This window comes from Streptomyces sp. JN8, assembly GCF_055808075.1.
The window spans coordinates 1,750,634-1,766,473 of sequence record NZ_CM147852.1 but is presented as its reverse complement, the minus strand read 5'-3'; the positions used below and the strand labels follow the sequence as shown (position 1 = coordinate 1,766,473).

The 15,840-nt window shown below is 72.8% G+C and carries 12 protein-coding genes; 5 read left to right on the top strand and 7 right to left on the bottom strand.

Annotation, left to right across the window (positions count from 1 at the left end; translation table 11 throughout):
- Positions 1 to 10: 10 nt before the first annotated feature.
- The 3 genes from ccrA to ACY0MR_RS07695 form a co-directional block, all read right to left on the bottom strand.
- Complete coding sequence (ccrA, locus tag ACY0MR_RS07705; protein WP_231070963.1) at positions 11 to 1,348, bottom strand: crotonyl-CoA carboxylase/reductase; 1,338 nt, start codon at positions 1,346 to 1,348, stop codon at positions 11 to 13.
- A 484-nt stretch (positions 1,349 to 1,832) separates the two neighbouring features.
- Entirely contained in the window at positions 1,833 to 2,669 is an 837-nt protein-coding gene (locus tag ACY0MR_RS07700) for a TetR family transcriptional regulator (protein WP_473559928.1), read from the bottom strand.
- Between the two features lie 115 nt (positions 2,670 to 2,784).
- A complete protein-coding gene (locus ACY0MR_RS07695; protein ID WP_473559926.1) occupies positions 2,785 to 4,566 on the bottom strand; it encodes a 3-hydroxyacyl-CoA dehydrogenase family protein in 1,782 nt (593 codons plus the stop codon).
- A gap of 303 nt (positions 4,567 to 4,869) precedes the next feature.
- Between ACY0MR_RS07695 and ACY0MR_RS07690 the strand changes: the two genes are divergently transcribed.
- On the top strand, positions 4,870 to 5,472 hold the full coding sequence (locus tag ACY0MR_RS07690) for a HEAT repeat domain-containing protein (RefSeq protein ID WP_361849634.1): 603 nt from the start codon (positions 4,870 to 4,872) through the stop codon (positions 5,470 to 5,472).
- Here the strand turns inward: ACY0MR_RS07690 and ACY0MR_RS07685 are convergent.
- The 3 genes from ACY0MR_RS07685 to ACY0MR_RS07675 form a co-directional block, all read right to left on the bottom strand.
- Complete coding sequence (locus ACY0MR_RS07685) at positions 5,443 to 5,922, bottom strand: RidA family protein (RefSeq protein ID WP_392037732.1); 480 nt, start codon at positions 5,920 to 5,922, stop codon at positions 5,443 to 5,445. The genes ACY0MR_RS07690 and ACY0MR_RS07685 overlap by 30 nt on opposite strands.
- Positions 5,923 to 6,002: 80 nt before the next feature.
- Complete coding sequence (locus ACY0MR_RS07680; RefSeq protein WP_361849630.1) at positions 6,003 to 7,595, bottom strand: alpha/beta hydrolase; 1,593 nt, start codon at positions 7,593 to 7,595, stop codon at positions 6,003 to 6,005.
- A 114-nt stretch (positions 7,596 to 7,709) separates the two neighbouring features.
- Positions 7,710 to 8,741 (bottom strand): Rv2578c family radical SAM protein, encoded by a 1,032-nt coding sequence (locus ACY0MR_RS07675; protein ID WP_473559923.1) that lies wholly within the window; start codon positions 8,739 to 8,741, stop codon positions 7,710 to 7,712.
- Positions 8,742 to 8,888: 147 nt separating this feature from the next.
- Here ACY0MR_RS07675 and ACY0MR_RS07670 point away from each other — a divergent pair, with 147 nt between their 5' ends.
- Together ACY0MR_RS07670 and ACY0MR_RS07665 are read left to right on the top strand one after the other, a co-directional pair.
- A complete protein-coding gene (locus tag ACY0MR_RS07670) occupies positions 8,889 to 9,332 on the top strand; it encodes an SRPBCC family protein (protein WP_361849626.1) in 444 nt (147 codons plus the stop codon).
- A gap of 238 nt (positions 9,333 to 9,570) precedes the next feature.
- Positions 9,571 to 12,057, top strand: a complete 2,487-nt coding sequence (locus ACY0MR_RS07665; RefSeq protein ID WP_473559921.1) for an MFS transporter — start codon at positions 9,571 to 9,573, stop codon at positions 12,055 to 12,057.
- A 130-nt stretch (positions 12,058 to 12,187) separates the two neighbouring features.
- Here ACY0MR_RS07665 and ACY0MR_RS07660 read toward each other — a convergent pair whose 3' ends face one another.
- Positions 12,188 to 13,474: a hypothetical protein gene (locus ACY0MR_RS07660; protein ID WP_388796006.1), complete on the bottom strand. Its 1,287-nt coding sequence runs from the start codon at positions 13,472 to 13,474 to the stop codon at positions 12,188 to 12,190.
- 194 nt (positions 13,475 to 13,668) lie between these two features.
- Between ACY0MR_RS07660 and ACY0MR_RS07655 the strand changes: the two genes are divergently transcribed.
- Together ACY0MR_RS07655 and ACY0MR_RS07650 are read left to right on the top strand one after the other, a co-directional pair.
- Positions 13,669 to 14,502, top strand: coding sequence for a M55 family metallopeptidase (locus tag ACY0MR_RS07655; protein WP_388796003.1), 834 nt, complete (start codon positions 13,669 to 13,671; stop codon positions 14,500 to 14,502).
- Positions 14,495 to 15,829 carry a M20/M25/M40 family metallo-hydrolase gene (locus ACY0MR_RS07650; RefSeq protein ID WP_473559919.1) on the top strand — a complete coding sequence of 445 codons (1,335 nt, stop codon included), beginning with the start codon at positions 14,495 to 14,497 and terminating at the stop codon, positions 15,827 to 15,829. Before ACY0MR_RS07655 ends, ACY0MR_RS07650 begins: the two co-directional genes overlap by 8 nt.
- Positions 15,830 to 15,840: the final 11 nt, after the last annotated feature.

Genomic DNA, 15,840 nt, shown 5'->3' with positions numbered 1-15,840 from the left:
CGTCCCGGGTTCAGATGTTGCGGAAGCGGTTGATGGCGTCGATGTGCTGGGCGCGCAGCTCCGGGTTGCGGACGCCGAGGCCCTCCTCGGGAGCGAGCGCGAGGACGCCGACCTTGCCCTGGTGCAGGTTGCGGTGGACGTCGTAGGCGGCCTGGCCGGTCTCCTCCAGGGAGTAGACCTTCGACAGGGTGGGGTGGATCTTGCCCTTGGCGATGAGGCGGTTGGCCTCCCAGGCCTCGCGGTAGTTGGCGAAGTGGGAGCCGATGATGCGCTTGAGGGACATCCACAGGTAGCGGTTGTCGTACTCGTGCATGTAGCCCGAGGTGGAGGCGCAGGTGGTGATGGTGCCGCCCTTGCGGGTGACGTAGACGCTGGCGCCGAAGGTCTCGCGGCCGGGGTGCTCGAAGACGATGTCGATGTCCTCGCCGCCGGTGAGCTCGCGGATGCGCTTGCCGAAGCGCTTCCACTCCTTGGGGTCCTGGGTCTGCTCGTCCTTCCAGAACTTGTAGCCCTCGGCGTTGCGGTCGATGACCGCGTCGGCGCCCATGGCCCGGCAGATGTCGGCCTTCTCGGGGGAGGAGACGACACAGATCGGGTTGGCGCCGCCGGCCAGGGCGAACTGGGTGGCGTAGGAGCCGAGGCCGCCGCTCGCGCCCCAGATGAGGACGTTGTCGCCCTGCTTCATGCCGGCGCCGTTGCGGGAGACCAGCTGGCGGTAGGCGGTGGAGTTGACGAGGCCCGGGGAGGCCGCCTCCTCCCAGCTCAGGTGGTCGGGCTTCGGCATGAGCTGGTTCGACTTGACGAGCGCGATCTCCGCCAGGCCGCCGAAGTTGGTCTCGAAGCCCCAGATGCGCTGCTCGGGGTCGAGCATCGTGTCGTTGTGGCCGTCCGAGGACTCCAGCTCGACCGAGAGGCAGTGGGCGACGACCTCGTCGCCGGGCTTCCACGAGTTCACGCCGGGGCCGGTGCGGAGCACGACGCCCGCGAGGTCGGAGCCGATGACGTGGTACGGCAGGTCGTGGCGCTTGCTGAGGTCGCTGAGCCGGCCGTAGCGCTCCAGGAAGCCGAAGGTGGAGACCGGCTCGAAGATCGAGGTCCAGACCGAGTTGTAGTTCACGGAGCTGGCCATGACGGCGACCAGGGCCTCGCCCGGGCCGAGCTCGGGCAGCGGCACGTTGTCGAGGTGCAGCGACTTGCGCGGGTCCTTGTCGCGGCTGGCGAGCCCGGCGAACATCTCCGCCTCGTCCTTGTGGACGGTGATGGCGCGGTACGACTCGGGGAGCGGGATGTTCGCGAAGTCGGCGGACGTGGAGTCCGAGGACTGGATCGCGTCCAGGATGTCCTTCACGGGGTTGCCTCCGGCGGTGCGGCGTCCTGAGGGGGAACGCGCTGGGGGTTACGTCTGGGGCTGCTGCTGTGGAGGTGTGCCGTCGGTTCGGCGGGGGTGGTGCGGCTGCGCCGGGTGGGCGCGGTGGGTGCCTGTGACGCAGGCGTCCGGGCGCACAATCACGATCGCTTGTGGGGACAGCCGGCGCACGAGGAGACCTCTGCGCGCCGACCGCCCGGACACCCTCAACGTATGGCACGCCGTGTCACGTGACAAGGCACTGGGTGCCAACAATTTCACTCATATGCAATCTGCCGGTCACATGTGAGCGATGATCGATCGAATCGCAGGTCAAAACGGGCGAAGGCCGCCCCGGAGAGGGGGCGGCCTTCGCCTTGAAGTAGGGGGATGCGCGCTCACGCGGAGGGCGGGAGGACGCCTCCTGCGTCCCCGTGGCGGCGCGCAGGGGCTCGCGGGAAGGGGCGGCGCGGCGCGTCCGGTCGGGTCAGCCCTTCGTCAGGGCCTGCTGGATCGTGCGCATGACCTCGTCGAGCGGAGCGTCCGTCCTGGCCACGGCGACCACCACGTCGCCCGTGGTCGAGGCCCGGGCGGCCGGCTGCGCCGGCTCCGGGGTCGCGGGGGAGGGCGAGGAGGAGGGGGCCGGTCGGCCCGCGCCTATGCCCGAGCCGAAGGTCTCCCGGACGATCGCGAAGGCGTGGTCCAGCTGGCTCTCCACGTCGCCGCGCCCGCCCGCCCGCAGCCAGCGGCGCAGGACGTGGTTGTGGGCCGTGACGACCGCGGAGGCCGCGACCTCGGCGAGCAGCGGGTCGTCGTTGCCGTCGTGGTGGTCGCGCTCGTCGAAGTGGCCCAGGAGATAGCGGGTGAACAGCCGCTCGTAGCGGGCCACCGAGGCGATCTCCCGCTCCCGCAGGGTCGGCACCTCGCGCGTGAGCCGGTAGCGCTCCACGGAGACCGCGGGCGACCCCGCGTACATCTTCATGACCTCCTTGATGCCCCGGCACACCGTGTCGAGCGGGTGCTCGTGCGGCGGGGCCGCGTTCAGCACGGCCTCCGCGCGCACCAGGGTGTCGTCGTGATCGGGGAAGATCGCCTCTTCCTTGGAGCGGAAGTGCCGGAAGAAGGTCCGCCGCGCGACCCCGGCCCGGGCCGCGATCTCGTCGACCGTCGTGGCCTCGTACCCCTTGCTCGCGAAGAGCTCCATCGCGGCCGTGGCGAGTTCCCGGCGCATCTTGAGCCGCTGCGCGGCGGCACGAGTGCCCGCCGCGCTCTCCGGAGCGTCGGACGGGGACGTGGCACGGGGTGTCTTCGCGGCCTTGGGCATGGTCCGAACGTACTGCATCGGAGGGGGAGTGTGCCCAGGTGGGGGCGGGGAGCCCCCCGGGACACCGACGGTGCCCGGAGGGCTCAGCAGACCGCCCCAGCCGGCTGCTCCCGGCTCAGCGTCGGGCATATTCGCGGAAGCCGCGCCCCGTCTTGCGGCCCAGGCAGCCCGCCGCCACGAGGTGCTCCAGGAGGGGTGCCGGGGCCAGGCCCGGGTCGCGGAACTCGCGGTGCAGCACCTGCTCGATCGCGAGCGACACGTCCAGGCCGACCACGTCGAGCAGTTCGAACGGCCCCATCGGGTAGCCGCCGCCCAGCTTCATCGCGGCGTCGATGTCGTCCAGCGTCGCGTAGTGCTCCTGGACCATCTTGATCGCGTTGTTCAGGTACGGGAAGAGCAGCGCGTTCACGATGAAGCCGGCCCGGTCGCCGCAGTCCACCGGGTGCTTGCGGATCTTCGTGGTGACCTCGCGGACCGTCGCGTGGACGTCGTCGCCGGTCAGCACGGTGCGGACGATCTCGACCAGCTTCATGGCCGGCGCCGGGTTGAAGAAGTGCATCCCGATGACGTCCTGCGGGCGCGAGGTCGCGCGGGCGCAGGCCACGACCGGCAGCGAGGACGTCGTGGTGGCCAGCACCGCGCCCGGCTTGCAGATCTTGTCGAGCCGCGCGAACAGCTCCTGCTTGACCTCCAGGTCCTCGGCGACCGCCTCCAGGGCCAGGTCGACGTCGGCGAAGGCGTCCAGCGTGCCCGCCGCGGTGATCAGGGCCAGCGTGGCGTCCCGCGCCTCGCCCGTCATGCGGCCCTTGTCGACCGACCGGGCCAGCGACTTGGCGATCCGGGCCTTCGCGGTGTCCGCCTTCTCCTGCGAGCGGGCGGCCAGGACGACCCGGTAGCCGGCCTTCGCGAAGACCTCGGCGATGCCGGAGGCCATGGTGCCCGAGCCGGCGACACCGACGGAGCGGACCTCGCGGCCCGCGGAGGCCTCGGCGGAGCCCAGCGGGGTCAGCGCGTCCCGCACCACCTCGCCGGAGCCCGGCGCCGCGTACGTGTAGAAGCCGCGGCCCGACTTGCGCCCGGTCAGTCCCGCCTCGCTGAGCTGCTTGAGGATCGGGGCCGGGGCGTGCAGCCGGTCGTGGGAGTCCGCGTACATGGCCTCCAGGACCGTACGGGCCGTGTCGACGCCGATCAGGTCGAGCAGGGCCAGCGGGCCCATCGGCAGGCCGCAGCCGAGCTTCATGGCCGCGTCGATGTCCTCGCGGGAGGCGTACTTGGCCTCGTACATGGCGGCGGCCTGGTTCAGGTAGCCGAAGAGCAGCCCGTCCGCGATGAACCCGGCCCGGTCGCCGACCGCCACCGGCTCCTTGCCGAGGTCGAGGGCGAGCCGCGTGACCGCCTCGACGGCCCGCGGGTCGGTCAGCACGGACGAGACCACCTCGACCAGCTTCATGGCCTGGACCGGGGTGAAGAAGTGCAGACCGAGGACGCGCTCCGGGTGGGCCGAATCGGCGGCGAGCCGGGTGACGGAGAGCGCGTTCGTGCCGGTGGCGATGATCGTGCCGGGCCGGACGACGCCGTCGAGCGCCCGGAACACCTCCTGCTTCGCCTCGTACGACTCGGGAACGACCTCGATCACGAGGTCGGCCTCGGCGGCCGCCTGGAGGTCGGAGAAGGTACGGAAGCGGGCCAGGACGTCCTGCCGCTCCTCCTCGGTGATCCGCTCGCGGGCCACCGCGCGGGCGGTGGAGGCCTCCAGGGCGGCGACGGCCTGGGCGGCGGCGGTGTCGCTGATGTCGATGCCGATGACCTCGCGGCCGGCGCGGACCAGGACATCGGCGATTCCGGTGCCCATGGTGCCGAGGCCGACGACGGCGATGGTGGAGAGAGGGGTGTCCATCAGGGGACTCCTGAGAGGAAGAGTGACGACTGAGGGCAGTGCGCGCACGAAAGAGCGCGGGAAAGAGCGAGGGCTCTGCCCGGAGAAAGGGCGATGCCCTGGAGGAAAAGGGGCGACGGACTCTGTCCCGGAGCCGCGTCGAAACTGCCGAACCGACGAACACCCACAACGGCTGCGTCACCAGGCCGTTGTGAGGAGCGCGGGGGGTGCCCCGCTCACCTGAGACTAACCGGCGGGTAACGAGCACGCCAGTCCTGGGAAGTTGAGGAAAATGTGATCTGGATCGCGGATAGGCTCGGATTCATGGAATACGCCGAGGATCCGGAATTCTGCTCGATGATCGATCGATTGCGGGACGAGATCGGGAATGACGACGGAACCGTCCCGGCGGCATTCGAACAGCTTGCGGAAACCACGGATCCCGAGGAACTCCACCGGGTCCTCACCGCGCCTGGCCGCCCGCTCTGGGCCCGCGAGATCGCGGCCTACGCCCTCGGCGTCACGGGTGACCGCCGCGCCTTCGAGGCCCTGGTGCTCCTGCTCAACCACCGCGACCCCGAGCGCTGCGTCACCGCCGCCCACGCCCTGACCCGGCTCGACGACCCCCGCACCGCCCGCGCGGCCGCCGCCCTCGCGACCAACGAACTCCGCGTCGCCTACGCCCTGCTGCCGGTCCGGCTGCTCACGGCCCTCCGTGCCCCCGAGTCCGTCCCCGCCCTGATCACCGTGCTCGAACGGCGGCTGCCCGACGACGATCCGCACTGGCGGGTCGGTCTCGCCTGCGTGGAGGGGCTGGGCGCCCTCGGCGACGCCCGGGCCCGCCCCGCCCTGGAGGCGGCGCTTCCGCATCCCCGGCTCGGCGCCGCGGCGCGGACGTCACTGGGCCGACTCGCCGCCGCCCACTGAGCGCAGCACCGGCCGGCCCGCGCCGGACTCCGGCCGCCGCTCCGGCCGCCGCTCCGGAACGAGCGCGAAGGCCTCGATCTCCACGAGCAGTTCCGGACGGACCAGCGCCGACACCTGCACCGCCGAGCTCGCCGGCAGCGGAGCCCCCGCGAAGTGGGCGTCCCGGGCCTCCCGGACCGCCGGCAGGTGCGCGACGTCCGTGACGAAGTAGGTCAGCTTCACCACGTCCCGGAACCCGGCGCCCGCGGCGGCCAGGCACCGGTCCAGATTGGCGAAGACCTGACGGGCCTGCGCCACGGCGTCACCCTCGCCGACCACGGCGCCCGAGGCGTCGAGGGCGCACTGCCCGGATATCGCGACGAAGCGGCCCGTGCCCCAGACGACGTGGCTGTACTGCGGGCTGGCGGCGATCCCCTCGGGAGCGGGCACATGGGTCAGGTGGCTCGTCATGCCCCACATCCTCGCCCACGGCACTGACAACGCCCGCACCCCGGGGGGTGCGGGCGTTCGGGCGGGCTGAGGCGGCGGGGTCAGCGCACGTGGCCGAGGAAGCCGTGCAGCGCGCTGCCCGCGGTCTCGGCCGCGGTCGGCGCGGACCGGGTCGCCGAGGCGGGCTCGGGGTCGGGCAGCGTCGCGCAGGCGGCGTCCACCTCGGAGTCCCCCGCGGCGCGGGGAACCCTGCCGGTGGCCAGATAGGTGGCCAGGTGTCCGTCCATGCACGCGTTCCCGGCGAGGGTGACGCCGTGGTTCCCGCCGCCCTCCTCCACGACCAGGCTGGAGCCGCGGATCAGCCGGTGCAGGGCGACCCCGCCCTCGTACGGCGTCGCCGCGTCGTCGGTGGCCTGGAGGATGAGGACCGGCGGCACCTCGTCGTTGCTCACGTCCGGCGGCGTCAGCGAATCCACCGGCCAGAACGCGCACGGCGCGTTGTACCAGGCGTTGTTCCAGGTGGAGAAGGGCGCCTTGGCGTGCACGTCCCAGTTGTCCTTGCGCCAGACGTTCCAGTCGCGCGGCCAGGCCGCGTCCCGGCACTGCACGCTCGTGTAGACCGAGTAGCCGTTGTCGGCGGCCGCGTCGGCCTCGCCGTACCGCTCGTACGCCTCGGTGAGCGGGGCCGGGTCCGCGTCGTTGACGTACGCGGAGAACGCCTTGGCGAGGCGCGGCCAGTAGCCGTTGTAGTAGGCGCCGGGCAGGTAGGTGTCCTCCAGCTCGCCCGGTCCGACCTTCCCGCCGGCCGGGTTCTCGCCGAGCGCGTCGCGCATCCGGTACCAGGCGGCCTCGACCGCCGCCGGATCGGCGCCCAGCCCGTACACGGAGTTCCGCCCGGCCACCCAGGCCATGAAGTCCTTGTGCCGGGTGTCGAAGGCGTAGTCCTGCGCGATGTTGTCCTCGTACCAGACGCCGTGCGGGTTCACCGCGGAGTCCAGCGCCATCCGCCGCACCCGGTCCGGGTGGAGCCGCGCGTACACGGCCCCCAGATAGGTGCCGTACGAGTAGCCGAGGTAGTTGATCTTCGCGGCGCCGAGCGCGCGCCGGATCACGTCCATGTCCCGGGCGCTGCTCACGGTGTCGATGTACGGCAGCACGTCCGCGTACTTCCGTCCGCAGGCCGCGGCGAAGTCCTGCGCGCGCTGGATGGCGAGCCGCTCGCCCCCGGTGTCGCTCGGCACCGAGTCCGGGCGGACCGGGGCGAAGTGACCGGGCCGGCAGTCGAGCGCGGGCTCGCTCTTGCCGACCCCCCGCGGGTCGAAGCCGATCACGTCGTACTCGGCGGCCACCTTCGGGGGCAGCGAGGCCGCCACGTACCCGGCCATGCCGCGGCCGCTGCCGCCGGGTCCGCCCGGGTTCACCAGCAGCGGGCCCTGGAAGGTCTTCGCGGTGTGCGGGATCCGGGTGAGGGCGAGGGTGACGGTCCGGCCGGCCGGATCGTCGTGGTTGAGCGGCACCCTGAGGGTGGCGCACTGGAGCGTGGGATACGCCTCGGTGGCGCAGCCGGTCCAGGCGAGCGTGGGGACGGGTCGGGGGGCCGGCTCACCGGCGCCCGCGGGGGCGGCGGGCAGGACGGTGACCGTCCCGGCGACCAGCGCTCCTGCGGCGATCAGCATTCCTGCGCGTGGGGTCATAGGGCGTTTGTGTCCCGAACCGGCCCGGAGGGGACCTGTTTCGCCGAGAGTTGACCCGAACGGAGGGGGATCCGACGGCGTGTCAGACGACCGGTCCGATGATCCGAGGAGCGCTCAGAGGAGGGTGAGCTGCTCGGGCGCGGCCGCGAGGGAGGGCTCCTCCGGCACGGCGGTCCGGCGCGCGGCGCCCCGCTGGGACGGTCCGATCCCGAACTCGGCCGCCAGCTCGTGCACCTGACGGGTGATCCGCCGCTGGTACCACGTGGGCGCGTAGGCCCCGTCCGCGTACATCCGCTCGTACCGTCCCACCAGGACGGGATGGTGGCGGCGCAGCCACTGCATGAACCACTCGCGGGCGCCGGGCCGCAGGTGCAGCACGAGCGGGGTGACCGAGACCGCCCCCGCCTCGGCGATCGCGCGGACCGTCTCCCGCAGCTGCTCGGGCCGGTCGCCGAGGAAGGGCACCACGGGGGCCATCAGGACCCCGCAGTCGATGCCGTGCGCGCCCAGCGTCCGCACCACGTCCAGGCGCCGCTGCGGGGACGGCGTGCCGGGCTCGACCGTCCGCCACAGCTCCCGGTCGGTGAAGCCGACGGAGACGGAGATGCCGACCTCGGTGACCCGGGCGGCCTGGGTGAGCAGCTCCAGGTCGCGCAGGATCAGGGTCCCCTTGGTGAGGATGGAGAAGGGGTTGGCGCGGTCGCGCAGCGCGGTGAGGATGCCCGGCATCAGCCCGTACCGGCCCTCGGCCCGCTGGTAGCAGTCGACGTTCGTGCCCATCGCGATGTGCGCGCCCTGCCAGCGGGCCGAGGCGAGCTGGCGGGCCAGGAGCTCCGGGGCGTTGACCTTGACGACGATCTGGGAGTCGAAGCCGAGGCCGGTGTCGAGGTCCAGATAGCCGTGGGTCTTGCGCGCGAAGCAGTAGACGCACGCGTGCGTGCACCCCCGGTACGGGTTGACCGTCCACTCGAACGGCATCCGGGACGCGCCGGGCACCCGGTTGAGGATCGAGCGGGCCCGCACCTCGTGGAAGGTGATGCCCCGGAACTCGGGGGTGTCGAAGGTCCGGGTGGTCACCGCGTCCGTGCCGAACAGGGCGATGTCGGCGGGAGCGGCGGGGGTGTCGCCCAGATTGTCCCAGCGCATGGACGCCTCCTCGGTGGCTGTGCGTCGACCGTTCGCCCAGAATAGAACACCTGTTCCCTTGATCGTTGCAACCCGGATTTCGCGCCCCGGAGCCCACGTGGTTCGCTTGGCCCACACCCCTGAGGAACCACGAGCTGGAGGAAGTCAATGGCGCAGGTCGAGGCCACCACGGAACGGATCATCGCCGCCGACGCGGAGAAGGTGTTCGACGCGCTGGCCGACTACAGCGGTACGCGCGCGAAGCTGCTCCCCGAGCACTTCAGCGAGTACGAGGTGCGCGAGGGCGGCGACGGCGAGGGCACCCTCGTGCACTGGAAGCTCCAGGCCACCAGCAAGCGCGTCCGCGACTGCCTGCTCGAGGTCACCGAGCCCACCGACGGGCAGCTCGTCGAGAAGGACCGCAACTCCTCGATGGTCACCACCTGGGTCGTCACCCCCGCCGGCGAGGGCAAGTCCCGCGCCGTCGTCACCACCGTCTGGGACGGGGCGAGCGGCGTCGGCGGCTTCTTCGAGCGCACCTTCGCGCCCAAGGGCCTCGGCCGCATCTACGACGCCGTCCTCGCGAAGCTGGCGGACGAGGTCGAGAAGTAACGCCCGGAGCGTTCACCGATTCGAGTGGATCGCCCGCGCCCCCGTAACGGCGCCGCCTGTGCGCCGGGGGCGCGGGCTTCCTCGTAAACGCGCTGATGAGCGACCCAAGTGCGCCGTACGGCAGGGTCGTTCGGCCCCCCGGTCGCCACGGACGGCCCGTACCGCCCGACTTGCTCCCCCTTCGCGCCCAATGCGAAGAATGGCGCGGCGCAGACGCCGTGACGAGGGGAGCAGGTACGTGGGTGCGATCACGATCGTGAAGTCCGCCGAGGACGGAGAGGTCCCGGCGGACGCGACGAACCCGGAACCGCCCGCCGCGGGCGGCCCGCCCACCGGCCCCGTCCCGCCGCCGTACCCCGCCCGGGCCGACCACCTCGACCCCCGCCGCGTCCGGCTCGTCTTCTGCGGACTGATGCTCGCGCTGCTGCTCGCCGCGCTCGAGCAGATGATCGTCGCCACCGCCCTGCCGAAGATCGTCGGCGAACTCCAGGGCCTCGACCGGATGTCCTGGGCGATCACGGCCTATCTGCTGACCGCCACCATCGGGCTGCCGGTCTACGGCAAGCTCGGCGACCTCCTCGGCCGCAAGGGCGTCTTCCTCTTCGCCATCGTCGTCTTCGTCGTCGGCTCGGCACTCGCCGGCTGGTCCCGCAGCATGGACGAACTCATCGCCTTCCGCGCGATCCAGGGCATCGGCGCGGGCGGCCTGATGATCGGCGTCCAGGCGATCATCGCCGACATCGTCCCGGCCCGGGAGCGCGGCCGCTACATGGGCCTGATCGGGGCCGCCTTCGGCCTCGCCTCCGTCGCCGGACCGCTCCTCGGCGGCTTCTTCACCGACCACGTCTCCTGGCGCTGGTGCTTCTACTTCAACGTCCCCTTCGGGCTCGTCACCCTCGCCGTCGTCGCCGTCGTCCTCAAGCTCCCCAAGCCCGCGGCCCGCGCCCGCTTCGACGTCCTCGGCGCCCTTCTCCTCGCCGCGGCCTCCACCTGCCTGGTCCTACTCACCAGCTGGGGCGGCACCGAGTACGCCTGGGACTCCCGCGTCGTCATCGGCCTCGCCTGCGGCGCCGCCGGAACCACCCTGCTCTTCCTGGTCGTCGAGCACTTCGCGCCCGAACCCCTGATCCCGCTGAGGCTGTTCCGCGACTCCGTGTTCACCGTGACCGCCCTCGTCGGCGCCGTGGTCGGCATCGCGCTCTTCGGCGCGGCCAGCTACCTCCCCAGCTTCCTGCAGATGGTCGAGGGCGCCACCGCCACCGAGTCCGGCCTCCTGATGCTGCCCCTCATGGGCGGCATCGTCATCGCCTCCGTCGTCTCCGGCCAGCTCATCAGCCGCACCGGCCACTACAAGATCTACCCGCTGCTCGGCGGCGCCCTCTCCGTCCTCGGCATGTGGCTGCTCTCCCGCATGGACGTCGACACCCCGCGCCTCCAGCACAGCCTCTGGCAGGCCGTCCTCGGCACCGGCATCGGCCTCGTCATGCCGGTGCTCGTGCTCGCCGTGCAGAACTCCGTACGCCCCGCCGACCTCGGCACCGCCACCAGCGCCCACACCTACTTCCGCCAGATCGGCGGCAGCGTCGGCGCCGCCGTCTTCGGCACCCTCTTCGCCTCCCGGCTCGACGACGCCCTCGGCGACCGGCTCGGCGGCGTCCTCGCCGGCGGCGGGACCTCCCTGCCGCCCGCCGAGTCCATCACCCCGCAGACGGTGCACACCCTGCCGCCCGCCGTGCGCGACGCCTACATCCAGGCCTACGCGGACGCGATGCCGCGCATCTTCCTCTACCTCGTGCCGGTCCTCGTGCTCGGCCTCGTCCTCGCCTTCTTCCTCAAGGAGAAACCGCTGGTGTCCCACCACAGCCCCGCCACCGAGGCCACCGGAGCCGACGAGTTCGGCGGCGTCCAGGCCGTCCCGCACGCCCGGCACGCGGCCCCCGCACCCGCTTCCCCCGCCGCCCCGCACTCCGGGTTCCCCGTCTGCGGCAGCGTCCAGCACCACGACGGGAGCCGCGTCCCGCGCGCCGCCCTCACCCTCATCGACGTCCAGGGGAGGCAGGTCGGCCGGGGCGCCAGCGGCGAGGACGGGCGCTACGCGCTCAGCGTCCCCGGCAGCGGCGCGTACGTCCTCATCGCGGCGGCCGGCGGACACCAGCCGCAGGCCGTCTCCGTCACCGTCGGCGACCGGCCCGTCGAACTGGACGTGGTCCTCGGCGGCGCCGGCCGGCTCGCGGGCAGCGTCGTCACCGCCGACGGGACACCCGTCCGGGACGCGGCCGTCACCCTCACCGACGTGCGCGGCGAAGTCGTCGCCTCCACCCGGAGCGGACGCGAGGGCGGCTACGTGATCTCCGAACTGGTCGCCGGCGAGTACACGCTCGCCGCCAGCGCCCCCGCCTTCCGCCCCGCCGCGCTGCCCGTCAGCGTCCAGGCCTCCCGCGAGACCCGCCAGGACATCGAGCTCGCCGGCGGCGCCGTGCTGCGCGGCACCGTGCGGGCCGGTGGCGGGCGCCCCGTGGAGGACGCCCGGGTCACCCTGCTCGACGCCGCGGGGAACGTCGTCGACACCCTCACCACCGGCGCCGACGGCACCTTCCGCTTCGTCGACCTGTCCTCCGGGGAGTACACGGTCATCGCCGCCGGCTACCCGCCCGTCGCGACCGTCCTCCAGATGGCCGGCGGCGGCCGGACCGAGCGCGACCTCCAGCTCGGCCACCAGGACTGAGGCCCGGGGCCCGGCCGCCCGGCCGCCGGGCGGGGGCGCTCGGTCAGCGGGGCCGACGCGACACCGGGCTCGGTGGCGGGGCAGGGGGCAGGGGGAGGCCGCCGGGCGCCGGCGGCCCCGCCGTGGCGCGTCAGGAGGAGGACGTCGCCCTGCGCAGCGTGCTGATGCAGGAGCTGATCGCCTCCTGCAGCGCCTCCAGGCGCTGGAGCATGTCGTCCTCGAAGATCTCCTCCTCCAGGACCTCGTCCAGGGTCAGCTCCTCGAAGACCTTCGTCGCCTTCTGCAGACTGCTGTAGAACCGGGTCCGCCGCTCCTGCACCCGCAGCGCCGGGTCGTCCTCGACCGCCTTCGCGACCAGGCCCTTGACGGTGTCGTACGCCTCCCCGGCCCACTCGCCGGCCTCCTCGGAGTCGTCCAGCTCGTCGAGGAGCGACAGGTGCCGCTCGGCCTCGGCCCGCAGCTCGGCGGGCGCCTCGACGGTCTGCCCGGCCGGGGTCTTGATCTGACCGTTCTCGACGATCTGCCGCACGTACCCGATGCGGTCGGCCGCCTTGGCCTCGCTCGCCACGGCCTTCTTCAGGTCGTCGGTGCGGGCGATGGCGCGGGCCATCTCCGTCTGCAGCGCCGGGTCCTCCCTCATCCGGTCGAGCAGCGCGCCGCGCGCGGCCTCCGCCGTGCCCGGGTCGGCGAGGATCGCGGCCCGCAGCGCCGTCGGGTTCTCGGCGACCTCCAGGGCCTTCGTCGGCCGGATGCCCTCCGCCTCGGCCGCCGCGGTGATCGCCTGGCCGCGCACGGACGAGGCGCTGTTGCGGGAGGTGTAGTAGGCGAGCCAGACGTCGGCGTCGGGCAGTTCGACGTCCGCGCCGGGGACGAGCACCTCGAACTGCGGGACGAGACCGTCGTCGGCCGCCATGTCCCAGGCCTTGTAGTAGCGCATGACCCGCTCCGGCGAGCAGCCCGCGAGCTCCGCGAACGCCTTCGCCGAGACCTTCACCGCGGCCGTCCCCTCGGCGGCCTGCCCACCGGGCCGGACGCTGCGCGCCACCTTGAGCGCGAAGGCCCAGCCGCCGGTGCGCGCGTAGACCCCGAAGTCCCGGGCGTCGCGCACGACGACGGGGTCGGTGTCGACGGCGGAATCGGGAGCGAGAGCGGAATCGGGAGCGACGGCAGGGTCGACGGCGGAATCGGGAGCGACGGCAGGCTCGGCGGCGGGATCGGGGTCGACGGCGGGGTCGTACTCGATCCACTCCGCACCGTCCAGGGCCGGGGCAGGGGCCTCGGCGGCGCCGCCCTCCGCCGGGGCCTGGACGTCCGCGCCGGAGGCCGGTTCCGGGACGGTCGATGCCCGGGGAGCGTCGTCGGCGCCCTGCTGCTCGGGCTGGGGGGAGGTCTCGAACGGGGCGATCGTGACGGTCACCGAGGATCTCCTGAGGCGCGTGGGGACGGATGCTTCCAAAGCAGCCTATACGTCCCTCCGGAGCGGGAGGGACCGTCTCCGCCGGAGCCCCCGGCCGACGCCCCTCCGGCCGTCGGCGGGCCTCCAATGGGCCAGGCCAATGACGTTTTCCACAGGGGTGGTACGGCCGCCGGGCGGCGCGTACGGTGCCAGACATGAAGATCCTCATCAGCGCCGACATGGAGGGCGCCACCGGTGTGACCTGGCCCGCCGACGTGCTGCCCGGCACGCCGCAGTGGGAGCGCTGCCGCACGATGTTCACCTCCGACGTGAACGCGGCCGTGCTGGGCTTCCTCGACGGCGGCGCGGACGAGGTCCTCATCAACGAAGCGCACTGGTCCATGCGGAACCTGCTCCTGGAGCGGCTCGACGAGCGCGCCGAGATGATCACCGGGCGGCACAAGACCCTCTCCATGGTCGAGGGCGTGCAGCACGGCGACGTCGACGGCATCGCCTTCGTCGGCTACCACACCGGCGCGGGCACCGAGGGGGTCCTCGCCCACACCTACCTGGCCAACTCGATCACCGGCGTCTGGCTCAACGGCGAGCGGGCGAGTGAGGGCCTGCTGAACGCCCATGTGGTCGCGGAGTACGGCGTCCCCGTCGTGCTCGTCACCGGCGACGACCTCACCTGCGAGGACGCCCTCGGGTACGCGCCGGAGGCGCCCAAGGTCGCCGTCAAGGACTACGTCTCGCGGTACGCGGCGGTCTGCCGGACCCCGGCCAGAACGGCCGCCGACATCCGCGCCGCGGCGAAGACCGGGGCCGCCCTCGCCGTCCGCCACGAACCGGTCCGCGGCGGCCCCTTCACCGTGGAGCTGGAGTTCGACGCCGAGCACCTGGGCGCCGCCGCCACGGTGGTTCCCGGCGTGGCGCGCACCGCGGAGCGGCGCGTCGCGTACACCAGCGGGACGATGTACGAGGCAATTCGCACGTTCAAGGCGGTCACGACCATCGTCTCGGCCGCGGTGGAGGAGCAGTATGGCTGACGAGGTCCGCGGCCCGGACACCACGGCGCTCGACGAGGTGGTCACCTTCACCTCCGAGCTGATCCGCATCGACACCACCAACCGGGGCGGCGGCGACTGCCGCGAACGGCCCGCCGCCGAGTACGTCGCCGAGCGCCTCGCCGCCGCCGGCGTCGAGCCCACCCTCCTGGAGCGGACCCCCGGCCGCACCAACGTCGTGGCGCGCATCCCCGGCACCGACCCCACGGCCGAGGCGCTCCTCGTCCACGGCCATCTCGACGTCGTCCCGGCCGACCCCGCCGAGTGGACCGTCCACCCCTTCTCCGGCGAGGTCCGCGACGGCGTCGTGTGGGGCCGCGGCGCCGTCGACATGAAGAACATGGACGCGATGGTCCTCGCCGTCGTCCGCTCCTGGGCCCGGCAGGGCATCCGGCCGCGCCGCGACATCGTCCTCGCCTACACGGCCGACGAGGAGGCGAGCGCCGAGGACGGCTCCGGCTTCCTCGCCGACCGGCACGCCGCCCTCTTCGAGGGCTGCACCGAGGGCATCAGCGAGTCCGGCGCCTTCAGCTTCCACCCGCAGCCCGGCACGACCCTCTACCCGATCGCCGCGGGCGAGCGCGGGACCGCCTGGCTCACGCTCACCGCCCACGGCCGGGCGGGCCACGGCTCCAAGGTCAACAGGGCCAACGCCGTCACCCGCCTCGCCGACGCCGTCTCCCGGATCGGCGCGCACCGCTGGCCCGTCCGGCTCACCGACACCGTCCGCGCGGCCCTCACCGAACTCGCGGCGCTCCAGGGCGTCGAGATCGACACCCGAGCACCCCACTTCGACGTGGACGTCCTCCTCGACAAGCTCGGACCGGCCGCCGCCCTGGTCGCACCGACCGTCCGCAACAGCACCAACCCGACGATGCTGGCCGCCGGGTACAAGGTCAACGTCATCCCGGGCCAGGCCGTCGCCCACATCGACGGGCGGACGCTGCCGGGCACCGAGGAGGAGTTCGCCCGGACCATGGACGAGCTGACCGGCCCCGACGTCGAGTGGGAGTACCACCACCGCGAGGTCGCCCTCGAAGCCCCCGTCGACTCGCCGACCTTCGCCAAGCTGCGGGCCGCCGTCGAGCGCTTCGACCCGGACGGGCACGTCGTGCCGTTCACCATGTCCGGCGGCACCGACGCCAAGCAGTTCTCCCGGCTCGGCATCACCGGGTACGGCTTCTCACCCCTCCGGCTGCCGCCGGACCTCGACTACGGGGCCCTCTTCCACGGCGTCGACGAGCGCGTCCCCGTGGACGCCCTGCACTTCGGCGTCCGGGTCCTCGACCATTACCTGAAGTCGGCGTAGGGCCGACCGGG

Coding starts and splice junctions, on each gene's coding strand:
- ACY0MR_RS07700 (WP_473559928.1), bottom strand. CDS start 2,669: ATGCCCAAGGCCGCGAAGACACCCCGTGCCACGTCCCCGTCCGACGCT.
- ACY0MR_RS07690 (WP_361849634.1), top strand. CDS start 4,870: ATGGAATACGCCGAGGATCCGGAATTCTGCTCGATGATCGATCGATTG.
- ACY0MR_RS07685 (WP_392037732.1), bottom strand. CDS start 5,922: ATGACGAGCCACCTGACCCATGTGCCCGCTCCCGAGGGGATCGCCGCC.
- ACY0MR_RS07655 (WP_388796003.1), top strand. CDS start 13,669: ATGAAGATCCTCATCAGCGCCGACATGGAGGGCGCCACCGGTGTGACC.
- ACY0MR_RS07670 (WP_361849626.1), top strand. CDS start 8,889: ATGGCGCAGGTCGAGGCCACCACGGAACGGATCATCGCCGCCGACGCG.
- ACY0MR_RS07695 (WP_473559926.1), bottom strand. CDS start 4,566: ATGGACACCCCTCTCTCCACCATCGCCGTCGTCGGCCTCGGCACCATG.
- ACY0MR_RS07675 (WP_473559923.1), bottom strand. CDS start 8,741: ATGCGCTGGGACAATCTGGGCGACACCCCCGCCGCTCCCGCCGACATC.
- ACY0MR_RS07680 (WP_361849630.1), bottom strand. CDS start 7,595: ATGACCCCACGCGCAGGAATGCTGATCGCCGCAGGAGCGCTGGTCGCC.
- ACY0MR_RS07650 (WP_473559919.1), top strand. CDS start 14,495: ATGGCTGACGAGGTCCGCGGCCCGGACACCACGGCGCTCGACGAGGTG.